Origin of the sequence: Mesorhizobium prunaredense (assembly GCF_900156895.1) — a bacterium.
Classification (GTDB): Bacteria; Pseudomonadota; Alphaproteobacteria; order Rhizobiales; family Rhizobiaceae; genus Mesorhizobium; species Mesorhizobium prunaredense.
The window spans coordinates 35,546-54,759 of sequence record NZ_FTPD01000014.1 but is presented as its reverse complement, the minus strand read 5'-3'; the positions used below and the strand labels follow the sequence as shown (position 1 = coordinate 54,759).

At 62.4% G+C, this 19,214-nt stretch carries 21 protein-coding genes; 6 read left to right on the top strand and 15 right to left on the bottom strand.

Annotated elements, in window-relative coordinates:
• Positions 1-89: 89 nt before the first annotated feature.
• From eno to BQ8794_RS37000, 7 genes are all read right to left on the bottom strand, one after another.
• Positions 90-1,364, bottom strand: a complete 1,275-nt coding sequence (eno, locus tag BQ8794_RS12620; protein WP_077377663.1) for a phosphopyruvate hydratase — start codon at positions 1,362-1,364, stop codon at positions 90-92.
• Between the two features lie 403 nt (positions 1,365-1,767).
• A complete protein-coding gene (locus BQ8794_RS12615) occupies positions 1,768-2,133 on the bottom strand; it encodes a PRC-barrel domain-containing protein (RefSeq protein ID WP_077377660.1) in 366 nt (121 codons plus the stop codon).
• A 97-nt stretch (positions 2,134-2,230) separates the two neighbouring features.
• A complete protein-coding gene (locus BQ8794_RS12610) occupies positions 2,231-2,434 on the bottom strand; it encodes a dodecin family protein (RefSeq protein ID WP_077377803.1) in 204 nt (67 codons plus the stop codon).
• Between the two features lie 101 nt (positions 2,435-2,535).
• Positions 2,536-3,366 carry a 3-deoxy-8-phosphooctulonate synthase gene (kdsA, locus tag BQ8794_RS12605; protein WP_077377657.1) on the bottom strand — a complete coding sequence of 277 codons (831 nt, stop codon included), beginning with the start codon at positions 3,364-3,366 and terminating at the stop codon, positions 2,536-2,538.
• Positions 3,363-4,274: a VOC family protein gene (locus BQ8794_RS12600; protein WP_244554927.1), complete on the bottom strand. Its 912-nt coding sequence runs from the start codon at positions 4,272-4,274 to the stop codon at positions 3,363-3,365. Before BQ8794_RS12600 ends, kdsA begins: the two co-directional genes overlap by 4 nt.
• A gap of 169 nt (positions 4,275-4,443) precedes the next feature.
• A complete protein-coding gene (locus tag BQ8794_RS12595) occupies positions 4,444-4,734 on the bottom strand; it encodes a Dabb family protein (protein WP_077377651.1) in 291 nt (96 codons plus the stop codon).
• Positions 4,735-4,838: 104 nt separating this feature from the next.
• Complete coding sequence (locus BQ8794_RS37000) at positions 4,839-4,973, bottom strand: hypothetical protein (RefSeq protein ID WP_274609392.1); 135 nt, start codon at positions 4,971-4,973, stop codon at positions 4,839-4,841.
• A 175-nt stretch (positions 4,974-5,148) separates the two neighbouring features.
• Between BQ8794_RS37000 and BQ8794_RS12590 the strand changes: the two genes are divergently transcribed.
• Entirely contained in the window at positions 5,149-6,405 is a 1,257-nt protein-coding gene (locus tag BQ8794_RS12590; protein WP_077377647.1) for an SAM-dependent methyltransferase, read from the top strand.
• Positions 6,406-6,665: 260 nt separating this feature from the next.
• On the opposite strand, the gene BQ8794_RS12585 is transcribed toward BQ8794_RS12590, so the two are convergent.
• Complete coding sequence (locus tag BQ8794_RS12585; RefSeq protein ID WP_077377643.1) at positions 6,666-7,931, bottom strand: NAD(P)/FAD-dependent oxidoreductase; 1,266 nt, start codon at positions 7,929-7,931, stop codon at positions 6,666-6,668.
• 270 nt (positions 7,932-8,201) lie between these two features.
• Between BQ8794_RS12585 and BQ8794_RS12580 the strand changes: the two genes are divergently transcribed.
• On the top strand, positions 8,202-8,858 hold the full coding sequence (locus BQ8794_RS12580) for a 5-formyltetrahydrofolate cyclo-ligase (protein ID WP_077377640.1): 657 nt from the start codon (positions 8,202-8,204) through the stop codon (positions 8,856-8,858).
• Here the strand turns inward: BQ8794_RS12580 and BQ8794_RS12575 are convergent.
• Complete coding sequence (locus tag BQ8794_RS12575) at positions 8,855-9,328, bottom strand: Lrp/AsnC family transcriptional regulator (protein ID WP_023799250.1); 474 nt, start codon at positions 9,326-9,328, stop codon at positions 8,855-8,857. The genes BQ8794_RS12580 and BQ8794_RS12575 overlap by 4 nt on opposite strands.
• A 159-nt stretch (positions 9,329-9,487) precedes the next feature.
• Between BQ8794_RS12575 and ald the strand changes: the two genes are divergently transcribed.
• Both ald and BQ8794_RS12565 read left to right on the top strand, forming a co-directional pair.
• Positions 9,488-10,603 (top strand): alanine dehydrogenase, encoded by a 1,116-nt coding sequence (gene ald, locus BQ8794_RS12570; protein WP_077377800.1) that lies wholly within the window; start codon positions 9,488-9,490, stop codon positions 10,601-10,603.
• Between the two features lie 200 nt (positions 10,604-10,803).
• The gene (locus BQ8794_RS12565) at positions 10,804-12,105 is read left to right on the top strand and encodes an outer membrane protein (protein WP_077377636.1); all 1,302 of its coding nucleotides are present in this window, start codon (positions 10,804-10,806) and stop codon (positions 12,103-12,105) included.
• A 228-nt stretch (positions 12,106-12,333) separates the two neighbouring features.
• On the opposite strand, the gene BQ8794_RS12560 is transcribed toward BQ8794_RS12565, so the two are convergent.
• From BQ8794_RS12560 to BQ8794_RS12535, 6 genes are all read right to left on the bottom strand, one after another.
• Positions 12,334-12,801, bottom strand: coding sequence for a DUF1203 domain-containing protein (locus BQ8794_RS12560; RefSeq protein WP_077377633.1), 468 nt, complete (start codon positions 12,799-12,801; stop codon positions 12,334-12,336).
• A 77-nt stretch (positions 12,802-12,878) separates the two neighbouring features.
• On the bottom strand, positions 12,879-13,685 hold the full coding sequence (gene dapB, locus BQ8794_RS12555) for a 4-hydroxy-tetrahydrodipicolinate reductase (protein ID WP_077377630.1): 807 nt from the start codon (positions 13,683-13,685) through the stop codon (positions 12,879-12,881).
• A 113-nt stretch (positions 13,686-13,798) separates the two neighbouring features.
• Positions 13,799-14,362 (bottom strand): GNAT family N-acetyltransferase, encoded by a 564-nt coding sequence (locus tag BQ8794_RS12550; protein ID WP_027154015.1) that lies wholly within the window; start codon positions 14,360-14,362, stop codon positions 13,799-13,801.
• 5 nt (positions 14,363-14,367) lie between these two features.
• Entirely contained in the window at positions 14,368-15,219 is an 852-nt protein-coding gene (gene sseA, locus BQ8794_RS12545; RefSeq protein WP_077377627.1) for a 3-mercaptopyruvate sulfurtransferase, read from the bottom strand.
• A 51-nt stretch (positions 15,220-15,270) separates the two neighbouring features.
• The gene (locus BQ8794_RS12540) at positions 15,271-16,014 is read right to left on the bottom strand and encodes an alanyl-tRNA editing protein (protein WP_077377797.1); all 744 of its coding nucleotides are present in this window, start codon (positions 16,012-16,014) and stop codon (positions 15,271-15,273) included.
• Positions 16,014-17,048, bottom strand: coding sequence for a cysteine synthase A (locus BQ8794_RS12535; protein WP_077377624.1), 1,035 nt, complete (start codon positions 17,046-17,048; stop codon positions 16,014-16,016). Before BQ8794_RS12535 ends, BQ8794_RS12540 begins: the two co-directional genes overlap by 1 nt.
• Before the next feature lie 214 nt (positions 17,049-17,262).
• On the opposite strand from BQ8794_RS12535, the gene BQ8794_RS12530 reads away from it, so the two are divergent.
• On the top strand, positions 17,263-18,084 hold the full coding sequence (locus BQ8794_RS12530) for an SDR family oxidoreductase (protein WP_077377620.1): 822 nt from the start codon (positions 17,263-17,265) through the stop codon (positions 18,082-18,084).
• A 95-nt stretch (positions 18,085-18,179) separates the two neighbouring features.
• Complete coding sequence (locus tag BQ8794_RS12525; RefSeq protein WP_077377617.1) at positions 18,180-19,154, top strand: alpha/beta hydrolase; 975 nt, start codon at positions 18,180-18,182, stop codon at positions 19,152-19,154.
• Positions 19,155-19,214 lie beyond the last annotated feature (60 nt).

The window sequence follows — 19,214 nt, the reverse complement described above, 5'->3', positions numbered from 1 at the left end:
AATGGACGGTTACGGCCGACCGGATCTGGCGGTGTTGAAACAAAAAAGGCGAGAATGCCCCGCCCCTTCGTCTTCCGATTTTCTGCGGCTCAGCCCTTCACGATCGACTTGCCGGCGTAGCGCGCCTGCTTGCCGAGCTCTTCCTCGATGCGGATGAGCTGGTTGTACTTGGCCATGCGATCCGAGCGCGACAACGACCCCGTCTTGATCTGCCCGCAATTGGTGGCGACGGCGAGATCGGCGATGGTCGAATCTTCGGTTTCGCCCGAGCGGTGCGACATGACCGCGGTGTAGCCGGCCTTGTGCGCGGTCTCGACGGCGTCGAGCGTTTCGGTCAGTGAGCCGATCTGGTTGACCTTGACCAGGATAGAATTGGCGACGCCCATGCGGATGCCGTCGCGCAGCCGCGCCGTATTGGTGACGAACAGATCATCGCCGACCAGCTGGGTCTTGCTGCCGATGAGGTCGGTCAGCGTTTTCCAGCCGTCCCAGTCGTCCTCGGCCAGCCCATCCTCGATGGTAATGATCGGATAGTCCGCGGCGAGCTTGGCCAGATACTTGGCCTGGGTCTTCGGATCGCGGGTCTTTTTCTCGCCTTCATAGACGTAGTTGCCGTCCTTGAAGAATTCTGTCGCGGCGCAGTCGAGGCCGAGCGCAACCTCTTCGCCCGGCTTGAAGCCGGCCTTCTCGATCGATTCCATGATGAAATCGAGCGCGGCGGGCGCGCTTTTCAAGTTAGGAGCGAAGCCGCCCTCGTCACCGACATTCGTGTTGTGGCCGGCATCCTTCAGCCGCTTCCTCAGCGTATGGAAGATTTCCGAGCCCCAGCGCACGCCGTCACGCAGTGTCGGCGCACCGATCGGCAGGATCATGAATTCCTGGAAGTCGATCGGGTTGTCGGCATGGGCGCCACCGTTGATGATGTTCATCATCGGCACCGGAAGCACATGCGCCTTGGTGCCGCCGACATAGCGGTAGAGCGGCAGGCCAGCCGCTTCCGCCGCAGCCTTGGCCACCGCCAGCGACACGCCAAGGATCGCATTGGCGCCGAGGCGGCTCTTGTTGGGCGTGCCGTCGAGCTCGATCATGGTCTGGTCGATGTGGATCTGGCTCTCGGCTTCCATGCCGCCGATAGCTTCGAACAGCTCGCCATTGACGGCCTCTACCGCCCGGAGAACGCCCTTGCCGAGGTAGCGGGCGCCGCCGTCGCGCAGTTCGACCGCCTCATGCGCGCCGGTCGAGGCGCCGGAAGGCACCGCAGCGCGGCCCATCGAGCCGTCTTCGAGCACGACGTCGACCTCGACGGTCGGGTTTCCGCGGCTGTCCAGGATTTCACGCCCGACAATGTCGATGATGGCAGTCATTGCGATGTCCCCGATTGATCTGACGAAGCGTCGCGCACCTCTTAGCCAAAGTGCTGCAAAACGCAATCATGGCGTCCGCAAATAGTGCCGCCACTTCCGCCACTTCGAATCACGAAGCACAAATTGCTGTCATCATAAGTCATGTCAGCCACAGGCCTTGGCGGCGTGCGGTTTTCTGGTTTATGCTAACAGCTGCGCGGGGCGAAACAGGAGGAGTTTCGCCATGTCTCAGTTGAGCGGTATTGTAAGTTTGTTCCTGATCGCGGCGGCGTTTTTGACGTCGTGTGACACTCAGCAGCCTCAACAGGGCGCGGTAGAGTTGTCCACCCTTGCAGCGGAGTAGATATTCTCCAGAAAAGGCCCCCGGTTCAACCGGGGGCCTTTTGATTCCGGCAGAGCAAGATCAATGCCAATAAGGCTCGACCTTGTAGTAACTGTATGAAGCATCACGCGCGGCCTCGCTGTCGGCGCCCGTCAATTCGTTGATCGAATAGGCGGGAGCTGCCTTCAGTTGCTCCTTGGTGAACGGCACGACATAGCCGCCCTTGTCCTCGTCATAGTCGAGGCTCGCCCACGGTATGGCGTGGTACTTCTCGCCGATGCCGAGAAATCCGCCAAAGCCGATCACGGCAAACATGATTCCATTCGACAATTTGTCGAGCATGACATCCTCGATGTCGCCGATGTGCGTGCCTTCCGTGTTGTAGACGGAAGTGCCGATGACCCGCGAGGCAGCGATGGCTTCAGTGTGTCCTGTCTGGGTTGTCATGATGTGCTCCTTTTGTCGTTCACTTCAGGTTCGACAATGAGGAGAGGGCTGCGAAGGTTCCAGACTTTTATGAACGCGGGCATACGTGCAGGGCTGATCACTCGGCGAGGATGAAGGTGACCTTCATGTTGACGCGGTAGGCGGAGATCTTGCCGTCCTCGACGACGACCTTCTGGTCCTGGATCCAAGCGCCTTCGACGTTCTTCAATGTCTTTGCGGCGCGGGCAATCCCCTGTTCGATGGCGTCCTGAAAGCTCTTATTCGACGATGATGTGATTTCGGTGACGCGGGCGACGGACATGGCTTCCTCCTCCAAGGCACTCGGTTGCCTGGGCAGCGTACAACCGGCGCCTGTCGATCACAAGTTTCCGGTCGGACTTAGGGCTGGGCCGCTGAACTTGCTCAGCCCTTGGCGACGCGATCGAATGCCATCAGCCTTTCAAGCAGCGTCCGAAGGTCGTTCAGCGGCACCATGTTGGGACCGTCGGAGGGGGCGTTGTCGGGATCCTGATGCGTCTCGATGAAGACGCCGGCGACACCGACCGCAACCGCAGCGCGCGCCAGCGTCTCGACGAAGCGCCGATCGCCACCTGACGAGCCGCCTTGCCCGCCCGGCTGCTGCACCGAATGCGTGGCGTCGAAAATCACCGGCGCGCCGATCTCGGCCATGATCGGCAGGGCGCGCATATCGGACACCAGCGTGTTGTAGCCGAAGGACGCGCCGCGCTCGGTGACCAGCACATTGGCGTTGCCGGAACCGGTGATCTTGGCGACGACGTTCTTCATGTCCCACGGTGCGAGGAACTGGCCTTTCTTGACATTGACGACCTTGCCGGTTCTTGCCGCCGCGATCAGCAGATCGGTCTGGCGGCTGAGGAAAGCCGGAATCTGCAGGATATCGACATGCGGCGCCACGAGCGCGCACTGTTCCTCGGTGTGGATATCGGTCAGGATCGGCAGCGAAAACGCCTTGCGCAAATCGTCGAAGACGGGCAGCGCCGCATCGAGCCCGGCACCGCGCGTGCCGCCAAGCGAGGTGCGGTTGGCCTTGTCGTAACTGGTCTTGTAGACGAGGCCCAGCCCGAGCTTCTCGGTCAGTTCCTTCAGCGCGCCAGCCATGTCGAAGGCGTGCTGGCGCGATTCAAGCTGGCACGGGCCGGCAATCAGCGACAGCGGCGCGGTGTTGCCGAAGACGACATTGCCGACGGTTACGGACGAATTGGGCTTGCTCATGCTTTCTCCTGGAAAACGAAGGCCGCACCCTGCCCGGATGCCGGCCGCACGACAATATCATCGCCGCGTATGTCGTGTTCGACGGAACTTGCTGCAAGCAGCTTGGCGACCGTGTTGGCGAAACGAACTGAAAAGACGATTCCCGCGAAGCGGAGTTCCGATGGCGCGCCGGCAGGTATGCCGAAGCGCGTTTCGAAAGCGACGGGGTCAAGCAGGGTCAAGGTCGCGTTCGGCAGGTCAAACGCAGTGCTGCTCCCCTGCCCGGTCGCCGGACTGCGCGTCGCGATCGAAATCAATCGGCGCTGTTCGGAAGGCTCGGAGCTGACCGCCACGACTTCGACAATGCCGGTTGCGCCATTGGCGTGAACCTGCAACGCGCTGCGGTCCACTTTCGGCGCATTGATCCGCTCGCAGGCAAACAGGAATGCGTCCGTCGCCCCGGCGCCGGAGGCGAAGGCCAGTTTGAACGATGCCGTGTCGCTGTTTCCCGCCGCGTCGGTGAAGGCGCGCGAAAAGCTCAGCATGTCTCCAGCCGACAGGCCGGCTTCGACATAGCGTGCGCGGTCGGCATCGGCATTTTGGGTGCCCAGGACAAGGGCGGAAAATCCCTCATTGCCGCAGCTGTCGCGATAGGCACGATCGCGCGCGACGAAGACGTTGCCGTCAGCGACCGCTTTCGCCGCCGCTTGCGCATTGCCCATGGCCAGCGGCTCGAGATAGGTGCCGTCCTCAAGGAAGACGCAGCAGTTTTCCGTGCCGAAAGGATGGATGCCGGTCGGCGCCACGACAAAGCCAAGCGAATCCAGCCGCGCCCGCGCCACGCCGAGGTTGGCGGTCGGCAGCACAAGATGGTCAAGCGGACAAGCGCCGGGCGGATAAGGGCCGGGCGAATGGGGGCGTGCTGGCATCGTCTCGATCATGCCGGCGCGGTGTGCATCATTCCGGAAGTTGGTTCAAGAGCCCTCGCCTGACGCGCAGGGATTTCATGGCGGCAGCGGTCGTCGCGATGGCTGTTCTTGCCCTCCAACCGAAGCAACCGCTGCTGACGGAGTCGCTCCTGCTTCGGTCAGTTCCTCTTCAAGTCGCAGCCACAATATCCGCCGAATAGCGCAATTCGCGCAGTGGTTTGACCTGGCTGGTCGTCTCGGCATAGAGCGGATGCGCCTTGTAGGCGGCCAGAGCGGCGTCATCCTCGAACTCGGCATAAACGACCACGTCGATCTCGTCCGAAAGCGGGTCGACCTTGCTGTTGAGCGTCACCTCGAACCGACGGGAATGGGGGATGTTGCCCAGCGCCAGCAAGCCCGTCCTTACGGACTCGACATCCTCTTTGTGCCTCGCGCTGAAGAAAACGATATGCCGGATCAACCCCAGCCTCCTCGATCGATGTGCAGCCATGTTTTGTGTGGGCGACACGATCGCGTCAACCGGCAACGATGTCGCGGCAACGACGCGTTGGGCGGGGGAGGAAACTACATCATGCTGGTGATGTAGCGCACGATGCGCGTTATCTCCCTGACCGTGGTGTCGAGATAGCTGCCCTGATTGTAGAGCCCGTCCCAGATCAGGAAGAACGTGACGGCGCAGATGACGATGACATAACGCATGGCTAAAACTACTGCATCTGGGTGGCTGCAACCATAGTGATTCCGGCGTTGATCAGCGCCCTCCCCCAAAATCTATCCATTGATCCGTGTTCGCTTGCCTTGGCTCTTGAAGTTCCCTTTGATGGCATGAAAGATTGCTGCGGCGCCGGCGCCGCAGAAGTCCCGGGGGCGTGACATGGCTCACAAGGAAGACACCAGCGTTGCGTCGGGCGACGCAGTCAAATTGGACGAATTCAATTTCGCCGAGACCGTCAAAGGCCTGCCGGCCAAGGCGCGCATGGTGCTGTCGGCGGCGATGAACCTGCCGCGTGGCTCGCTCAAGGTGAGGATGCCGGACGGCCGCGCCGTCCTCGTCGGCGGCAAGGGCCCGGGTCCGGACGCCGAACTGGTGCTCAAGAACTGGCGCTTGCCCGGCCGTGCCTTCACCGGCGGCACCATCGGCATCGCCGAATCCTACATGGACGGCGATTGGGACAGTCCCGATGTGACCAGTTTCCTGGAACTGTTCGTAGTCAATTCAGAAATCGGAGAGCGCATCGCCGGCGGCGCCAGCTGGCTGATCAACGCCGTCCAGCGTGTCCGCCACTGGTTCAACCAAAACACCCGCACCGGCTCGAAGCGCAACATTTCGGCCCATTACGATCTCGGCAACGCCTTTTACAAGGAATGGCTGGATCCGAGCATGACCTATTCGTCGGCGCTCTATGCGGCTGGCGCCAACGATCTGGAAAGCGCGCAAGCCGCCAAATATCGCGCGCTGGCCAAGGACACGGGCATCGGCGCGAACGACCACGTGCTTGAAATCGGTTGCGGCTGGGGCGGCTTTGCCGATTTCGCGGCGCGCGAGATCGGCTGCCGCGTCACCGGGCTGACGATCAGCCGCGAGCAGCATGATTTCGCCAGAGCACGCGTCCAGAAGGCTGGATTTGCCGACAAGGTCGACATCAAGCTGCAGGACTACCGCGACGAAACCGGTTCCTACGACCGCATCGCTTCGATCGAGATGTTCGAGGCGGTCGGCGAAAAGTACTGGCCTGTGTTCTTCGGCAAGATGAAGGATTGCCTGCGGCCTGGCGGCACCGCCGGCCTGCAGATCATCACCATCAACGAGAAAGCCTACGATACCTATCGCGCCCGGCCGGATTTCATCCAGCGTTATGTCTTCCCGGGCGGCATGCTGCCGACGCCGTCGATCCTGAAAACGCTCGGCAAAGACCATGGCCTTGCTCATCTGCGCGAGCGCATTTTCCCGGACGACTATGCCCGCACGCTCGCCGAATGGCGCCACCGTTTTTGTGGGTCATGGGAAAAGATCGTCCCGCTCGGTTTCGACGACCGCTTCAAGAAGCTCTGGGAGTTTTACCTGCATTATTGCGAAGCCGGCTTCCGCGCCAGCTACATCGATGTCCGCCAGGTGGTTTACAGGGCTTAGGGCAACCTCCGACGGGTTGATCGTGCCCTGGCTGATGCCGGCGCGGCAGTTGTTGGTGGCGACGACCAATTTCCGCATGGGATCAATTGGTTCTCCGTCGAACATCAAGTCGATGATGCGGTTCGAGCCGGCTCCTGTTCAACGACGTGCCAGCCTTCAACAGCGTACCAAGTCCTGCCCGAAGCAGAGCTTCGCGCCTGGATCCGGTCGAGTCCATAAGGAACAGATGACGTGCGGATGAATGTGCGCGGGCGGAGACGTCAGTTCCTGTCGTCGTCGCCTTGGGTGATCAGCCGTGCGCTGCGCTGCCCTGTCAGGTAGATCCATAGCCAGCTCAGCGAAACCGCAAGCCGGTTACGGAAGCCGATCAGGAAATAGATGTGCGCCAGGCCCCAAAGCCACCAGGCCAGCCGGCCGGTGAGCTTGATCCAGCCGAAATCGATCGCGGCGGCGCGCTTGCCGATCGTCGCCAGATCGCCGTCATGCCTGTAGCGGAAAGGCGGCGGGTTCATGTCGCTGGCAAGCCGGGCCTTGATCGTCGCGGCGACATGCCGGCCCTGCTGCTTGGCGGCGGGTGCTACGCCGGGCACCATGCGGCCATCCGGCCGCAGGACGTGTGCAGCGTCACCGACGACGAAAATCTCCGGGCTGCCCGGCACGGTCAGATCGGGCTCGACCAGCACCCTGCCCGCGCGGTCCGCTGCCGCCCCCAGCCATTCGGCGGCCGGCGAAGCGGCGACGCCTGCTGCCCACAGGATAGTCCTGGCCGGCAGATGCGTTTCACCGAAGACGACACCCTCCGCGTCGCAGCGTGTCACGGGCCGACCGAGTTCGACCGTCACGCCAAGCCGCTCGAGCGCCTTGCTGGCATAGTCGGAGAGTTCCGGCGCGAAATTGGGAAGGATACGGTCACCGGCCTCGATCAGCACCACGCGCGTCTGCCGCGTATCGATGTTGCGGGACTCGCCGCGCAGCATCTCGTGCGCCAGTTCGACAATGGTGCCGGCCAGTTCCACGCCTGTCGGTCCGCCACCGACGATCGCCAGTGTCAGCAGCGCCTGGCGCTTGGCGGGATCAGTCTCCCGCTCGGCCCATTCGAAGGCGAGCAGAATGCGCCGTCGAATGGTGGTGGCGTCCTCCAGCGTCTTCAGCCCCGGCGCGAAATTCTCCCATTCGTCATGGCCGAAATAGGCGTGGCGGGCGCCGGTGGCCAGCAGCAGCGTGTCGTATCCAACCGCGCCGCCATCATCGAGCAGCACATTTTTGCCGGCGCGGTCGACGCCGCTGACGGTGGCCAGCAGTGTCGTCACGTCCTTGCGCTTGCGCAGGAGATGGCGGATCGGCCAGGCGACTTCCGAGGTCGCCAGCGCCGTGGTCGCCACCTGATAGAGCAGCGGCTGGAAAAGATGATGGTTGCGCTTGTCGATCATGGTGATGCGCGCCGGCGCACCGTCAAGCGCGCGGGTGAATTCGAGACCCCCAAAGCCCGCCCCGACGACGACGACATGATGTCTGGTTTCGTTCATCTCATTCACTCCGGGAGCAGGCTGGCCGGGAGCAGGCTGGCCGGGAGCAGGTTGGCCGGGAGCAGGTTGGCCGGGAGAGCAGGTGGGCCGTGAGGGCGGTTGGCCGCGAAAGCAGGCTGCAGAGCAATTTCGCCAATTCTGATGCAGCTACTTTTGTGCACGCAACAACATCCGACTTTGCCGACTGCCCGCCCTAAGATGTCGCTGTTGTACATGCCCCCATCCTGCCGCCGAGTATAATTTCATCGAAGCAGATGACAGGAGTGAAAGTTGGCTAGCGATCATGACGACGGTCCGGGGCAATATTCCTCGCCGCCTTGCTTCATGCACGAGCTCGACCCGGAATTCCGGCCGCCCCTGGCCGATTGGAACGACGTGAAACGATGGCGCAAGGCCGAACGCGAGCGGCTGATTGCGGCGCGCCTCGCTGTCCCGGCTGACGTGCGGACGGCAATGTCGCAGCGCATCGGCGAAAGCCTCGACGCGGTGATCGCCGACATTGCCGGCCGCATGGTCAGCCTCTACTGGCCGTTCCGCGGCGAGCCGGATTTGCGGGCCTGGATGGCTTCCGTCAATGAGCGCGGCGGCCGTACCGCACTGCCCGTTGTCGTCGAAAAAGACCGCCCGCTTGTCTTTCGCGCCTATGCACCGGGCGACCGGCTTGAGAAGGGCGTCTGGAACATCCCGATCCCGGCTGGAGGCGATCCGGTGCTGCCCGACATCGTCATTTCCCCTGTCGTCGGCATCGATCCGAGACTGTATCGGCTGGGCTATGGCGGCGGCTTCTTCGACCGCACGCTGGCGGCGATGCCGTTCAAGCCGCTGGTCATCGGTGTCGGCTACGAACTGCAGCGCATCGCCACCATCTACCCGCAGCCGCATGATATCCCGATGGACCGGGTGGTAACGGAGGCTTTCAAAGCCTAAGCAAGTTCCGGCTTCATCCCGACCGCCGTCCGGTCGACGATCTCGCGCAAGGCGAACGACGAATTGATCTTCGTCACATGCGGCATCGCCGACAGCCATTCCTTGTGGATGCGCTCATAGTCGACGAGGTCCTTTGCCGCGATGCGCAGGATATAATCGTATTCGCCCGACATCAGGTGGCAGGACAACACATTCGGGCAGCGCTTTATCGCCGCCTCGAAATCCGACAGTGTCTTCTCGAATTGCCCCGACAGCGATATATGCACGATCGCCGTCATCTGGTGGCCAAGAGCGGCATTGGAAAGCCGGGCGTGGTAGCCGCGGATGGTTCCGGATTTCTCCAGATTGTCGAGCCGCCGCGAGCAGGCCGACTGCGACAGGCCGACCTTCTCGGCAAGCGCCGCGTTGGGTATCCGCCCATCCCGTTGCAACGTTTCGAGGATGGCGATATCAATCCTGTCGAGCGGCATTTTTCGGGATTCCTGCGACAATCCAGCTGTTTTGCGCAACAATTATCGAACCGTGCCGTCTTGCGCAAGCGCATTCGCAAACACCTTCGCGACGATTCGTGGTTCACTGTCTGTCAACAGCGAACATGCCCCAAAAGGCTGGATCAGGAGGAGAAGAAAATGCGCGTCGGCTGCCCCCGGGAAATCAAGAACCACGAATACCGCGTCGGCCTGACGCCGGGATCGGTCCGCGAATATGTCGCGCATGGCCACGAAGTGCTGGTCGAGACCGGCGCCGGCGCCGGCATCGGCGCCGACGACAACGCCTATCGCGCCGCCGGCGCCACCATCGCCAAGACGGCTGCCGACGTGTTTGCCAAGTCCGACATGATCGTCAAGGTCAAGGAGCCGCAGCCCAACGAATGGGTCCAGCTCCGTGACGGCCAGATCCTCTACACCTATCTCCATCTCGCTCCGGATCCGGAGCAGACCAAGGGCCTGCTGGCCTCGGGCGTGACGGCCATCGCCTACGAGACGGTCACCGACGACCGCGGCGGCCTGCCGCTGCTTGCGCCGATGTCGGAAGTCGCGGGCCGCCTGTCGATCCAGGCCGGCGCCACCGCGCTGCAGAAGGCAAATGGCGGCCGCGGCGTTCTGCTCGGCGGCGTGCCCGGCGTGCTGCCCGGCAAGGTCACCGTGCTCGGCGGCGGCGTCGTCGGGCTGCATGCCGCGCGGATGGCGGCCGGCCTTGGCGCCGACGTCACCATCATCGACCGCTCGATCCCGCGCCTGCGCCAGCTCGACGATATCTTCGGCGGCCGCGTCCACACCCGCTACTCGACGGTCGAGGCGCTGGAAGAGGAATGTTTTTCTGCCGACATCGTCGTCGGCGCCGTGCTGATCCCGGGTGCCGCCGCGCCAAAACTCGTTTCGCGCGAAATGCTGTCGGGAATGAGGAAAGGCTCGGTGCTGGTCGATGTCGCCATCGACCAGGGCGGTTGCTTCGAGACCTCGCACGCCACAACTCATGCCGACCCGACCTATGAGGTCGACGGCGTCGTTCACTATTGCGTCGCCAACATGCCGGGCGCGGTGCCGGTCACTTCGGCCCAGGCGTTGAACAACGCGACGCTGCATTACGGCCTGCAGCTTGCCGACAAGGGCCTGAAGGCGCTGGTCGACGATCATCATTTGCGCAACGGCCTCAATGTCCACAAGGGCAAGATCACCAACCGCGCGGTGGCCGAATCACTCGGCTATGAGTTGGTCGAGCCGAAGGCCGTTCTCGCCGCCTGAACCCGCCGCCGATTTCCCGTCCCGACAGAGCCGCCGGCGCCCCCCGGCGGCTTTTTCCACAAGCAAATTTCACGAATTGCGATAGGCTGACCGGTTTTACCCGTCATGCTTGCAATGTGTCTTTCCTGTGGCTTTTTTGTTACATCCGCCAGCATGGGCAGGTGCTAGACGGCTGACGGGTTTTTCAAAAGGCAGGGGCAATGATCAACAAACGATTCGCAAAATCTCTTCTTCTTGGCGCGGTTTCCGTACTGGCGCTCGGATCGGTTTCTCATGCCGCCGACGCGCTTGTGCCGGTGGTCGAGACGTCGGCCTTCAACTGGAGTGGCATTTATGTCGGCTTTGGCGTTGGCGCCGGCGCCAATGTCCACGAGCTCAGCAGCGATTTCCTTCCCGGCTTCTCGTTGAACGGCATTGGTGGTGAAGGCGTATACGGTGAACTGACCGTTGGGTACGACTATATGGTGTCGCCGCGCTTCCTGATCGGCGGACTCTTGGACGCCCATATCGGCAACATTGAAACCACGCTCGATGTAGCTGGACTAGAGGCTTCGGTCCGCGAGACCTACGGTTTCGACGCTGGTCTGCGGGCTGGTTACCTGTTCACGCCGAACACGTTGGGCTATGTGCTCGGCGGCTATTCCTGGCAGAAATACAAACTCGACACCAACGCTGGTATTGACCTGGATTGGGACCAGAGCGGCTACTTCGTCGGAGCCGGCGTTGAAACGGCCATCAACAGCAACTGGACCATCAAGACAGAATATCGCTATACCCGCTTCGGTACCAATGATGATCTGCTTTCCGATTTCGGTGCTCCGGATGGCACCCTCAATCTCGACACATCGCGGCATACATTCCAGGTCGGGGCCAACTATCGCTTTGGCGCCCAGAATGGCGGCGTCGCCTCTTTTGAAGCGCCTGCCTACAACTGGACCGGCTTCTACGTCGGCGGCGCCGCCGGCGCGGGTGCGTCGGTGCATCAGATCGAGGTTCCGCCGCTTGGCGGGCTCGAGTTCAACGGGCTCGGCGGCGAAGGTGTGTTCGGCGAATTGAACGTCGGCTATGACCATGATTTCGGCAGCTGGGTCGCAGGTGTCATGGTGGATGCCCGCTACTCCGGCATGACTTCCGAGTTGGAAGTTCCAGGCGGATCGATCAATCTGGATACCGATTACGGCTTCGATGTACTTGCCCGCGTCGGCATGAAAGTCAACGAATCGACACTTGCCTATGTGCTCGGCGGTTACAGCTGGCAGCATTTCGATCTGAAAGCGTCTTCGCCCGTCGGCGACATCCTCGATTGGGACTCCAGCGGCTTCTCGGTGGGTGGTGGCCTGGAAACGGCCATGTCCAGCAACGTGACCGTCGGCCTCGAGTACCGCTACTCGCAGTTCTCCGAGAAGGATTTTTCGTCGGATCTTGGCCTGCCGGACGACACTCTCACCTCCACGCCTTCGTTCCACACCGTTCGCATCGGTGCGAAGTACAAGTTCAACTAATTTTCGAGCCGTCCAGACAACAGTCAAAGCCCGTCGGTCATTCCGGCGGGCTTTTTCTTCGGGTGACGAAATGGGCGGGACAATGCAGGCAGCAAAAAAGCGGAGCCAAAGCCCCGCTTCCTCTGATATCGAGATCTCCCGCCGGTTCATCCGCGGTCGGCAAATCGATCGACAATCATTCCGTAACGCGACATTGCGACAGGCGTACGACAGCTGCGACCGATCCGGTCACGCGCGCTCGATCCGGCACTGATAGCAATTGTTGCGTGCCGAGCGGACATGCACATAGGCGATGTCGTCGCGCTCGAACAAACTCTCGGCCCGCGCCGCGATAGCGCCGGTTGGGATGACGCCGCCGCTGCCGTAGACGATGCGGTCGTCGCTGCCGTAGCCGCGCACGATGTAGTCGCTGCTTTCGAGAATTTCGGGAGGCGCCTCGGCTTCGGCAGCGCGCTCGCAGGGCGCGGCATGCAGGAAGATCGGACCGGTCTCGGCATAAGGCTGCAATTCCGGGAATGGCCGATAAGCCAGGACAAGGTAGGCTTCTCCAGCGGCAACGTTCTTCAGGCAGTGACGGCAAGGCACGCCGTCACCGTCGGATATTTTCCGCTCTGGTATCAGGCCATAGGCGTCCGGCCCGCCGCGCTGCAAGGCTCTGACAGCTTCCGTGGGCAAGGCCTTGAACTGGATGGTCATGGTGAAATCTCCGATGTCGTCGACCGGAAATTACGTCGCTGCGCCAGCGCCTCCCACCCGATTCCTGCCAATTCGGATCAGTCCATCAGCGCGTCGAGACCGCGCACCAGCCCTGTGATCTCCTGTACCCGCCGGATGGCGAGCAGCGTCCCGGCCACGTAAGGGGCAGCGGACGAGCCGGCGTCGTGGCGGATGGTCAGCCGCTCGTCGGGCAGGCCGAACAGCGCTTCGCAGGACAGGATGTAGGAAGGCAGGCGAAGCGCATGCACCTGCACCCCCTCGCCCGTGCCAACCGCCGCACCGCGCGTTCCCGGCACACCGGAGACCTCCGAGACCGGCCGCGCGGTCGAAGCCTTGCGGACATCTGCCAGCGCTTCGGCAAGCTCGCGCGCGGTGCCGGACGGCGCGTCGGGTTTCTTGGCGCTGGCATAGTCGATGACCTCGACATCCGGCACGTATTTCGCCGCCATCAGGGCAAACCGCTTCATCAGCGTGGCGGTGATCGAAAAATTGCCGGCGGCAATGACGCCGACACGATTGGCGCGGGCTGCAGCGTCGATCTCGCCAAAATCGGCCGCACCCAGCCCCGACGTGCCGATCACCACGTGCCGTCCCTTTTCGATGGCCAGCAGCGCATGCTCCTTCACGACATGCGGTTTGGTGTAGTCGACCAGCACGTCCGACGGCACCTCCATTGCCTCGGCCAGCGAGGCGGCAACGATGATGCCGTTTGCCGGCAGGCCGACCAGTAGGCCGGAATCCTGCCCAGCGCCGCTGCGTGACACGGCCGCGGCCAGCGCCATGTCGCCTTGCGCCCCGATCGCCGGAACCAGTGCCTTGCCGACCCAGCCGGTCGCACCGGCCATCACCACCCGAATCGTCATTGATCCTCCCATCGCCATTTCGAGCGCCACGCGTTCCCTTGAACGCGTGGCGAACGCTCCAACAGTTTGCCTGCAAGCTGAAGCATCGATGAAGCTTCAGCTTGCGGAGAAAATCATGGCCGCATGACGCTGGCCGCACGCTCGGCGAAGGTCATTGGATGCACCATCTCCTTCTTTTGCGCGACCGGTTCAAAGCCGAGCTTCTGGTAGAGCGGCAATGCCGCCGGATGGTCGAGCGTGCAGGTCTGCACCGTTACCCGCCTTGGGCCGTGCGACCAGGCGGCGTCGATCGCCGCACCGAGGAACCAGCGGCCGATGCCTTGCCCGGTCGCGTGCTCCATCATGCCGAAATAGGCAAGTTCCACTTCTCCCGGCAGATGCGGCTTCAGGTCGAAAAAGCCGGCCGGCGAGCCGTCGAGATACAGCACCCTGATGTCGCGGTCCTCGCGGTGGATCCCGGCAGAAAGCTCCTCGTCGCTCAGCCTCAGCACATTGACCCAGTGCCATTTGCGGCCCACCCGATCCATCAAATAGCGGTAGAAATGCAGCGGAATGTCCTTGGTTTTCAGCAATGCGATCTGGCGGTTGTACGGCAGCGGCGGCGAATAGGCCGGCGGCGCATGCATTTCGAGAAACGTCACCGTGACCTCGATGTCTTCAAGCGCGCCGTTTTCCATCACAGTCAGTCCTTGCCCGTCACGACGGGCGTATCGCCAAGCCCACCCCATTCGGTCCATGAACCGTCGTAGAGCCTGTTGTCGGTGTGGCCTAGCGTCTCGAGCGCCAACGTGATCGCCGCCGCCGTAACGCCTGAGCCGCAAGAGGTGACAACCGGCTTTGACAGGTCGATGCCGGCGTCCTCGATCACCTTGCGCAACCGGTCTTTCGACAGCAGCTCGCCGTCCTCGGCAAGCGCCGAAAACGGCACATTGCGCGCGCCGGGCATATGGCCCGAGCGGACGCCGGCGCGGGGTTCCGGCTCGGTACCGGCAAACCGGCCAGGCGAACGCGCGTCGGCGATCTGGCTTTCTCCGGTCTCGACGATCCGGCGCATGTCGGCCAGGCTGGCGACGCGAGCGGCATCGAAGTCGGCATGGAACACGCAAGGCGCGATCTTCGTCGGCTCCGCCGTCACCGGCCGTCCAACCGCTTTCCAGCAATCGAACCCGCCGTCCAATATGTAGACCTGGAACACCCCCATGACACGGAACATCCACCAGGCGCGCGGCGCCGAGAAGAAGCCCGGACCGTCATAGACAACGATGGTGTCGTCGGCCGAAATGCCCATGGCACCGACATATTGGGCGAAATGCTGCGGCGACGGCAGTGTGTGCGGCAGTCGGGAATCAGGATCCGAGATCGCATCCTGATCCAGGAAACGGGCGCCCGGAATGTGCGCTGCGTCATATTCGGCGCGCGCGTCGCGCTTCTGCGCCGGCAAATACCAGGACGCGTCGACGATGGTCAGGCCAGGCTCGCCAAGGCGCTTCTGCAACCAGTCCGCATCGACGATGAAAGGGCTGTCTTCGGCCATTGTTCTTCTCCTGCCCGCCTTCGACAATCTGTTTATCAGGCCGGCTGTTTATCAGGCCGGCGGCATTGGTCCAAAGCGTATTCGGAAGCGCCGGTTCTCGCGACCCTTCTTCTCGATCTTGCCGATATGGATCTCGCCGACTTCTCCAGTGCTCTTCACATGGGTGCCGCCGCAAGGCTGGCTGTCGATCGAGGCGTTCTCGCCAATGCAGACCAGGCGGATCTTGCCCGTGCCGACGGGCGGCCGAACATTTTTCGATTTCACCAGTCCCGGATTGGCCGCCAGTTCCTCGTCGGTGATCAGCCTGACAAAGACCGGGTGGTCGGCCCGCACCAATTCCATCAGCCGGGCCGTCACGTCTTCCCTGGTGAAGCCGGCATCCGGAATATCAAAATCGATACGGCTGTCGTCCTCGGAAACCGAGGCGCCGGTGATCGGGAACGGGCAGACGACGGTAAGCAAGTGGCAGGCTGTGTGCATGCGCATCAGCAGATGCCGCCTCTGCCAATCGAGGGCAAGCTTTACCGGCTCACCGACCTCAGGCACCGCCTGCTCAGGCGGCGGCACATGGATGATGTCATCCTTGGTCTCACCAGTGATGGTGGCGGCAACAGCGATCAGGCTGCCATCGGCGCGTTCGAGGGTGCCCGTATCGCCAGGCTGCCCGCCCGACGTGGCATAGAAGATCGTCCGGTCCAGAATGATGCCGCCACGGTCGTTGACGGCGACAACCACGGCATCAGCCGTCCTGAGATAGGCGTCGTCGCGAAACAGCGCATCCGTCCTGTAAGCCATCATGCAACCTTTTCGAACGGCACCGAGATTGTGCTCCGCTGTTCCATCCAGCCCGGCACCGGCAGCTGCTTTTGACGCAGGAACTCCGGGTTGAACAATTTCGACTGATAGCGCGTGCCGTAGTCGCAAAGCACAGTCACGATAGTGTGGCCGGGACCCATCTCGCGTGCCAGCCGGATCGCGCCGGCAATGTTGATGCCGGTCGAGCCGCCGACGCACAGGCCTTCCTCCTGGATCAGGTCGAAGACGATAGGCAGCGCGTCCTCGTCCGGAATCTGGAAGGAGAAATCCGGCGTGAACCCTTCCAGATTGGCGGTGACCCGCCCCTGCCCGATGCCTTCGGTGATCGAGCTGCCTTCGGATTTCAGCTCACCGCTGGTGTAAAAACTGTAGAGCGCCGCACCGAGCGGATCGGCGAGCGCGATCTTGACATCCTTGCTCCTGGCCTTGAGCCCGAAGGCGACCCCGGCCAGTGTTCCGCCGGAGCCGACCGCCGAGACGAAACCGTCGACCTTGCCGCCGGTCTGGGCCCAGATTTCTTCCGCCGTGGTGCGGGTATGGCCATCACGGTTGGCGACGTTGTCGAACTGATTGGCCCAGATCGCGCCGTTCGGCTCGGACCGGGCCATCTGCTCGGCCAGACGGCCCGACAGTTTCACATAATTGTTGGGGTTCTTGTAGGGAACGGCAGGCACCTCGATAAGCTCGGCGCCGAGCAATCTGATCGTGTCCTTCTTCTCCTGGCTTTGCGTCTCCGGGATGACAATTACGGTGCGGTAGCCAAGCGCCTTGGCAACCAGCGTCAATCCGATGCCGGTGTTGCCGGCCGTCCCCTCGACGATCACCCCGCCCGGCCTCAAAAGTCCGCGCTGCTCGGCGTCGCGGATGATGAACAGCGCGGCACGGTCCTTGACCGACTGGCCCGGATTCATGAATTCGGCCTTGCCCAGGATCTCGCAGCCGGTTTCTTCCGAGGCTTTGTTGAGGCGGATCAGAGGCGTATTGCCGATCGCTTCGATCACAGAACGGGGCATGGAGATTCCTTTATGCTTGCGGCCGAACCCTAGAAACCCGAAGCTTGGGTTTCAAGGCAAGAATTTGCCTGGTCCAGCGGCATTTCCGGGCTGCAATTTCCCAAAACAGACGTTGCGTTCCGCCAATCATTGAAGCTCACCATTGAAAAGCGCTCTTTTCATCCGATTTCTTCACCGCTAGAGCACAGGCTAAGAAAAAGTCGCAAGGCATAGCATGACACTTTATCGGGCTGACCCGAAGCACGGCGTCGCCTGGATTACCGGCGGCAGCAGCGGCATCGGCCGTTCACTGGCCAAGGACCTTGCGGCGCAAGGCTATGTCGTCGCGGTGACGGCGCTCGACGACGATCCGATCGATACGCTTGTTGTCGAGACGGCGCAGATGCCGGGCCACGTCACGGCCTATCCTTGCGACGTCACCGACGAAAAACGCATGGCAAGGACGGTCGCGGCGATCGAGAAGGATCTCGGCCCGATCGTCTTGGCCGTGTTCAATGCCGGGAGCTATATTGCGACCGCCGGCGAAGACCTCACTGTCCGTGGATTTCGCCAGTCCTTCGATGTCAATTATTTCGGCATCATCAACGGCCTCGTGCCGGTCATCGAGCGCATGCGCGTCCGCGCGCGCGGCCATATCGTCCTGGTCGGTTCGGTCACCGCCTATTTCGGCTGGCCGACCACGGCCGCCTATGGCGGCACCAAGGCGGCGATCAATATCCTCGCCGAGTCGCTGAAGTACGATTTCGACAAGATGAACGTCCGCATCCAGGTGATAAACCCGGGCTTCGTCGACACCCCGCTGACCGAGAAGAATCTGCTGCCGATGCCCGGGCTGATGCCCGTCAATCGCGCCTCGCGCCGCATGGCGCGCGGCATCAAGTCCGGCGGCTTCGAAGTCACCTTCCCGTGGCGCTTGTGCTGGGGCCTGAAGCTGCTCAGAATCCTGCCGAGACCGTTCTGCCGATGGGTCATCAGCACCGCGACCCGCTGGAAGGCGCGTCCGCTTAATTTCGACCGAAAGCCGCCGAGTGATTAGAGCGGCCATCAAGTTGGCGATCCCGCCGCCGGCGGGACGTCGTTGCCTGTTTGCCATCGTGGCCATAGGTTGAGATTTATTGCATGGAGTCTGCGATGGGGCGACGGATCGTGCTTGCGGTATTGGGTCTCGCCGTCATTCTCGTCCTTGCCTACGTCTTTGGCCCGCGCGTCCCAGCCGACACCACGATCCGCTTCGATCCTTCCGTGATCGGCGATGACCCGCAAGCCTATCTGGCACGCAAGGAGGCGGCCGTACCTGATATCCACGACGGGCTGGAAAAGGAAATCATCTGGGCCAATCCGATGGTTCACGCCAGGACGCCGCTGTCGATCGTCTATATCCACGGCTTTTCGGCGTCGAAGGGCGAGGTTCGTCCGCTTCCCGACGAGGTGGCCGACCAGCTCGACGCCAATCTTTACTACACCCGTCTCACCGGCCACGGACAGGGCGGTGCCGCAATGGTGGACGGCAGCGTCAACGCCTGGATCAACGATTATGAGGAAGCGCTCGCCATCGGCCGAGCGATCGGCGACAAGGTGATCGTCATCGCCACCTCGACCGGCGGCTCGCTGGCAGCCTGGGCCGCGACGCAGCCGGGCGCATCGGACGGGGTGGCGGCAATAGCGTTCATCTCGCCGAATTTCGGCGTCAAGGCTTCCGGCGCCGAACTTCTGACCATGCCGTGGGGCCGAAAGATCGCCGAGCTGGTCGCCGGTAAGCAGCGCAGCTTCGTGCCACGCAATGCGCTGCACGAGAAATTCTGGACCTACCGCTATCCGATCACGGCGACCCTGCCGATGGTGGCGGTGACCGAGCTGGCCTATGGCGCGCCGGTGGAGAAGGCGGCCATCCCTGCCCTCTTCATCTTTTCCGATTCGGACAGGATCGTGCGGCCGGACCGCACCCGTGACATCGCCGGGCGCTGGGGCGCGGCGCACGAACTGGTGCCGGTCGACGATACCGGCGATCGCGACAATCATGTCATTGCCGGAGACGCGCTGTCGCCAGCAACCACAGCTTTCCTCGCGCAGCGCATTGTCGTGTGGGTACAGGCGGTGGTGAAGTAGATCTCAGGCGAAAGGCGACCGAAGCATCGCTCCGATCGCCTTTTCAATTGTGAGCAGCCG

What these genes read in the sequence shown, in the direction of transcription:
- kdsA (WP_077377657.1), bottom strand. Translation starts at nt 3,366, where the DNA reads ATGAGCAAGCCCAATTCGTCCGTAACCGTCGGCAATGTCGTCTTCGGC.
- sseA (WP_077377627.1), bottom strand. Translation starts at nt 15,219, where the DNA reads ATGGCCGAAGACAGCCCTTTCATCGTCGATGCGGACTGGTTGCAGAAG.
- BQ8794_RS12600 (WP_244554927.1), bottom strand. Translation starts at nt 4,274, where the DNA reads ATGCCAGCACGCCCCCATTCGCCCGGCCCTTATCCGCCCGGCGCTTGT.
- BQ8794_RS12560 (WP_077377633.1), bottom strand. Translation starts at nt 12,801, where the DNA reads ATGACCATCCAGTTCAAGGCCTTGCCCACGGAAGCTGTCAGAGCCTTG.
- BQ8794_RS12615 (WP_077377660.1), bottom strand. Translation starts at nt 2,133, where the DNA reads ATGACAACCCAGACAGGACACACTGAAGCCATCGCTGCCTCGCGGGTC.
- BQ8794_RS12610 (WP_077377803.1), bottom strand. Translation starts at nt 2,434, where the DNA reads ATGTCCGTCGCCCGCGTCACCGAAATCACATCATCGTCGAATAAGAGC.
- BQ8794_RS12525 (WP_077377617.1), top strand. Translation starts at nt 18,180, where the DNA reads ATGGGGCGACGGATCGTGCTTGCGGTATTGGGTCTCGCCGTCATTCTC.
- BQ8794_RS12550 (WP_027154015.1), bottom strand. Translation starts at nt 14,362, where the DNA reads ATGGAAAACGGCGCGCTTGAAGACATCGAGGTCACGGTGACGTTTCTC.
- BQ8794_RS12535 (WP_077377624.1), bottom strand. Translation starts at nt 17,048, where the DNA reads ATGCCCCGTTCTGTGATCGAAGCGATCGGCAATACGCCTCTGATCCGC.
- BQ8794_RS12590 (WP_077377647.1), top strand. Translation starts at nt 5,149, where the DNA reads ATGGCTCACAAGGAAGACACCAGCGTTGCGTCGGGCGACGCAGTCAAA.
- BQ8794_RS12540 (WP_077377797.1), bottom strand. Translation starts at nt 16,014, where the DNA reads ATGGCTTACAGGACGGATGCGCTGTTTCGCGACGACGCCTATCTCAGG.
- BQ8794_RS37000 (WP_274609392.1), bottom strand. Translation starts at nt 4,973, where the DNA reads ATGCGTTATGTCATCGTCATCTGCGCCGTCACGTTCTTCCTGATCTGG.
- BQ8794_RS12575 (WP_023799250.1), bottom strand. Translation starts at nt 9,328, where the DNA reads ATGCCGCTCGACAGGATTGATATCGCCATCCTCGAAACGTTGCAACGG.
- BQ8794_RS12585 (WP_077377643.1), bottom strand. Translation starts at nt 7,931, where the DNA reads ATGAACGAAACCAGACATCATGTCGTCGTCGTCGGGGCGGGCTTTGGG.
- eno (WP_077377663.1), bottom strand. Translation starts at nt 1,364, where the DNA reads ATGACTGCCATCATCGACATTGTCGGGCGTGAAATCCTGGACAGCCGC.
- BQ8794_RS12530 (WP_077377620.1), top strand. Translation starts at nt 17,263, where the DNA reads ATGACACTTTATCGGGCTGACCCGAAGCACGGCGTCGCCTGGATTACC.
- ald (WP_077377800.1), top strand. Translation starts at nt 9,488, where the DNA reads ATGCGCGTCGGCTGCCCCCGGGAAATCAAGAACCACGAATACCGCGTC.
- dapB (WP_077377630.1), bottom strand. Translation starts at nt 13,685, where the DNA reads ATGACGATTCGGGTGGTGATGGCCGGTGCGACCGGCTGGGTCGGCAAG.
- BQ8794_RS12565 (WP_077377636.1), top strand. Translation starts at nt 10,804, where the DNA reads ATGATCAACAAACGATTCGCAAAATCTCTTCTTCTTGGCGCGGTTTCC.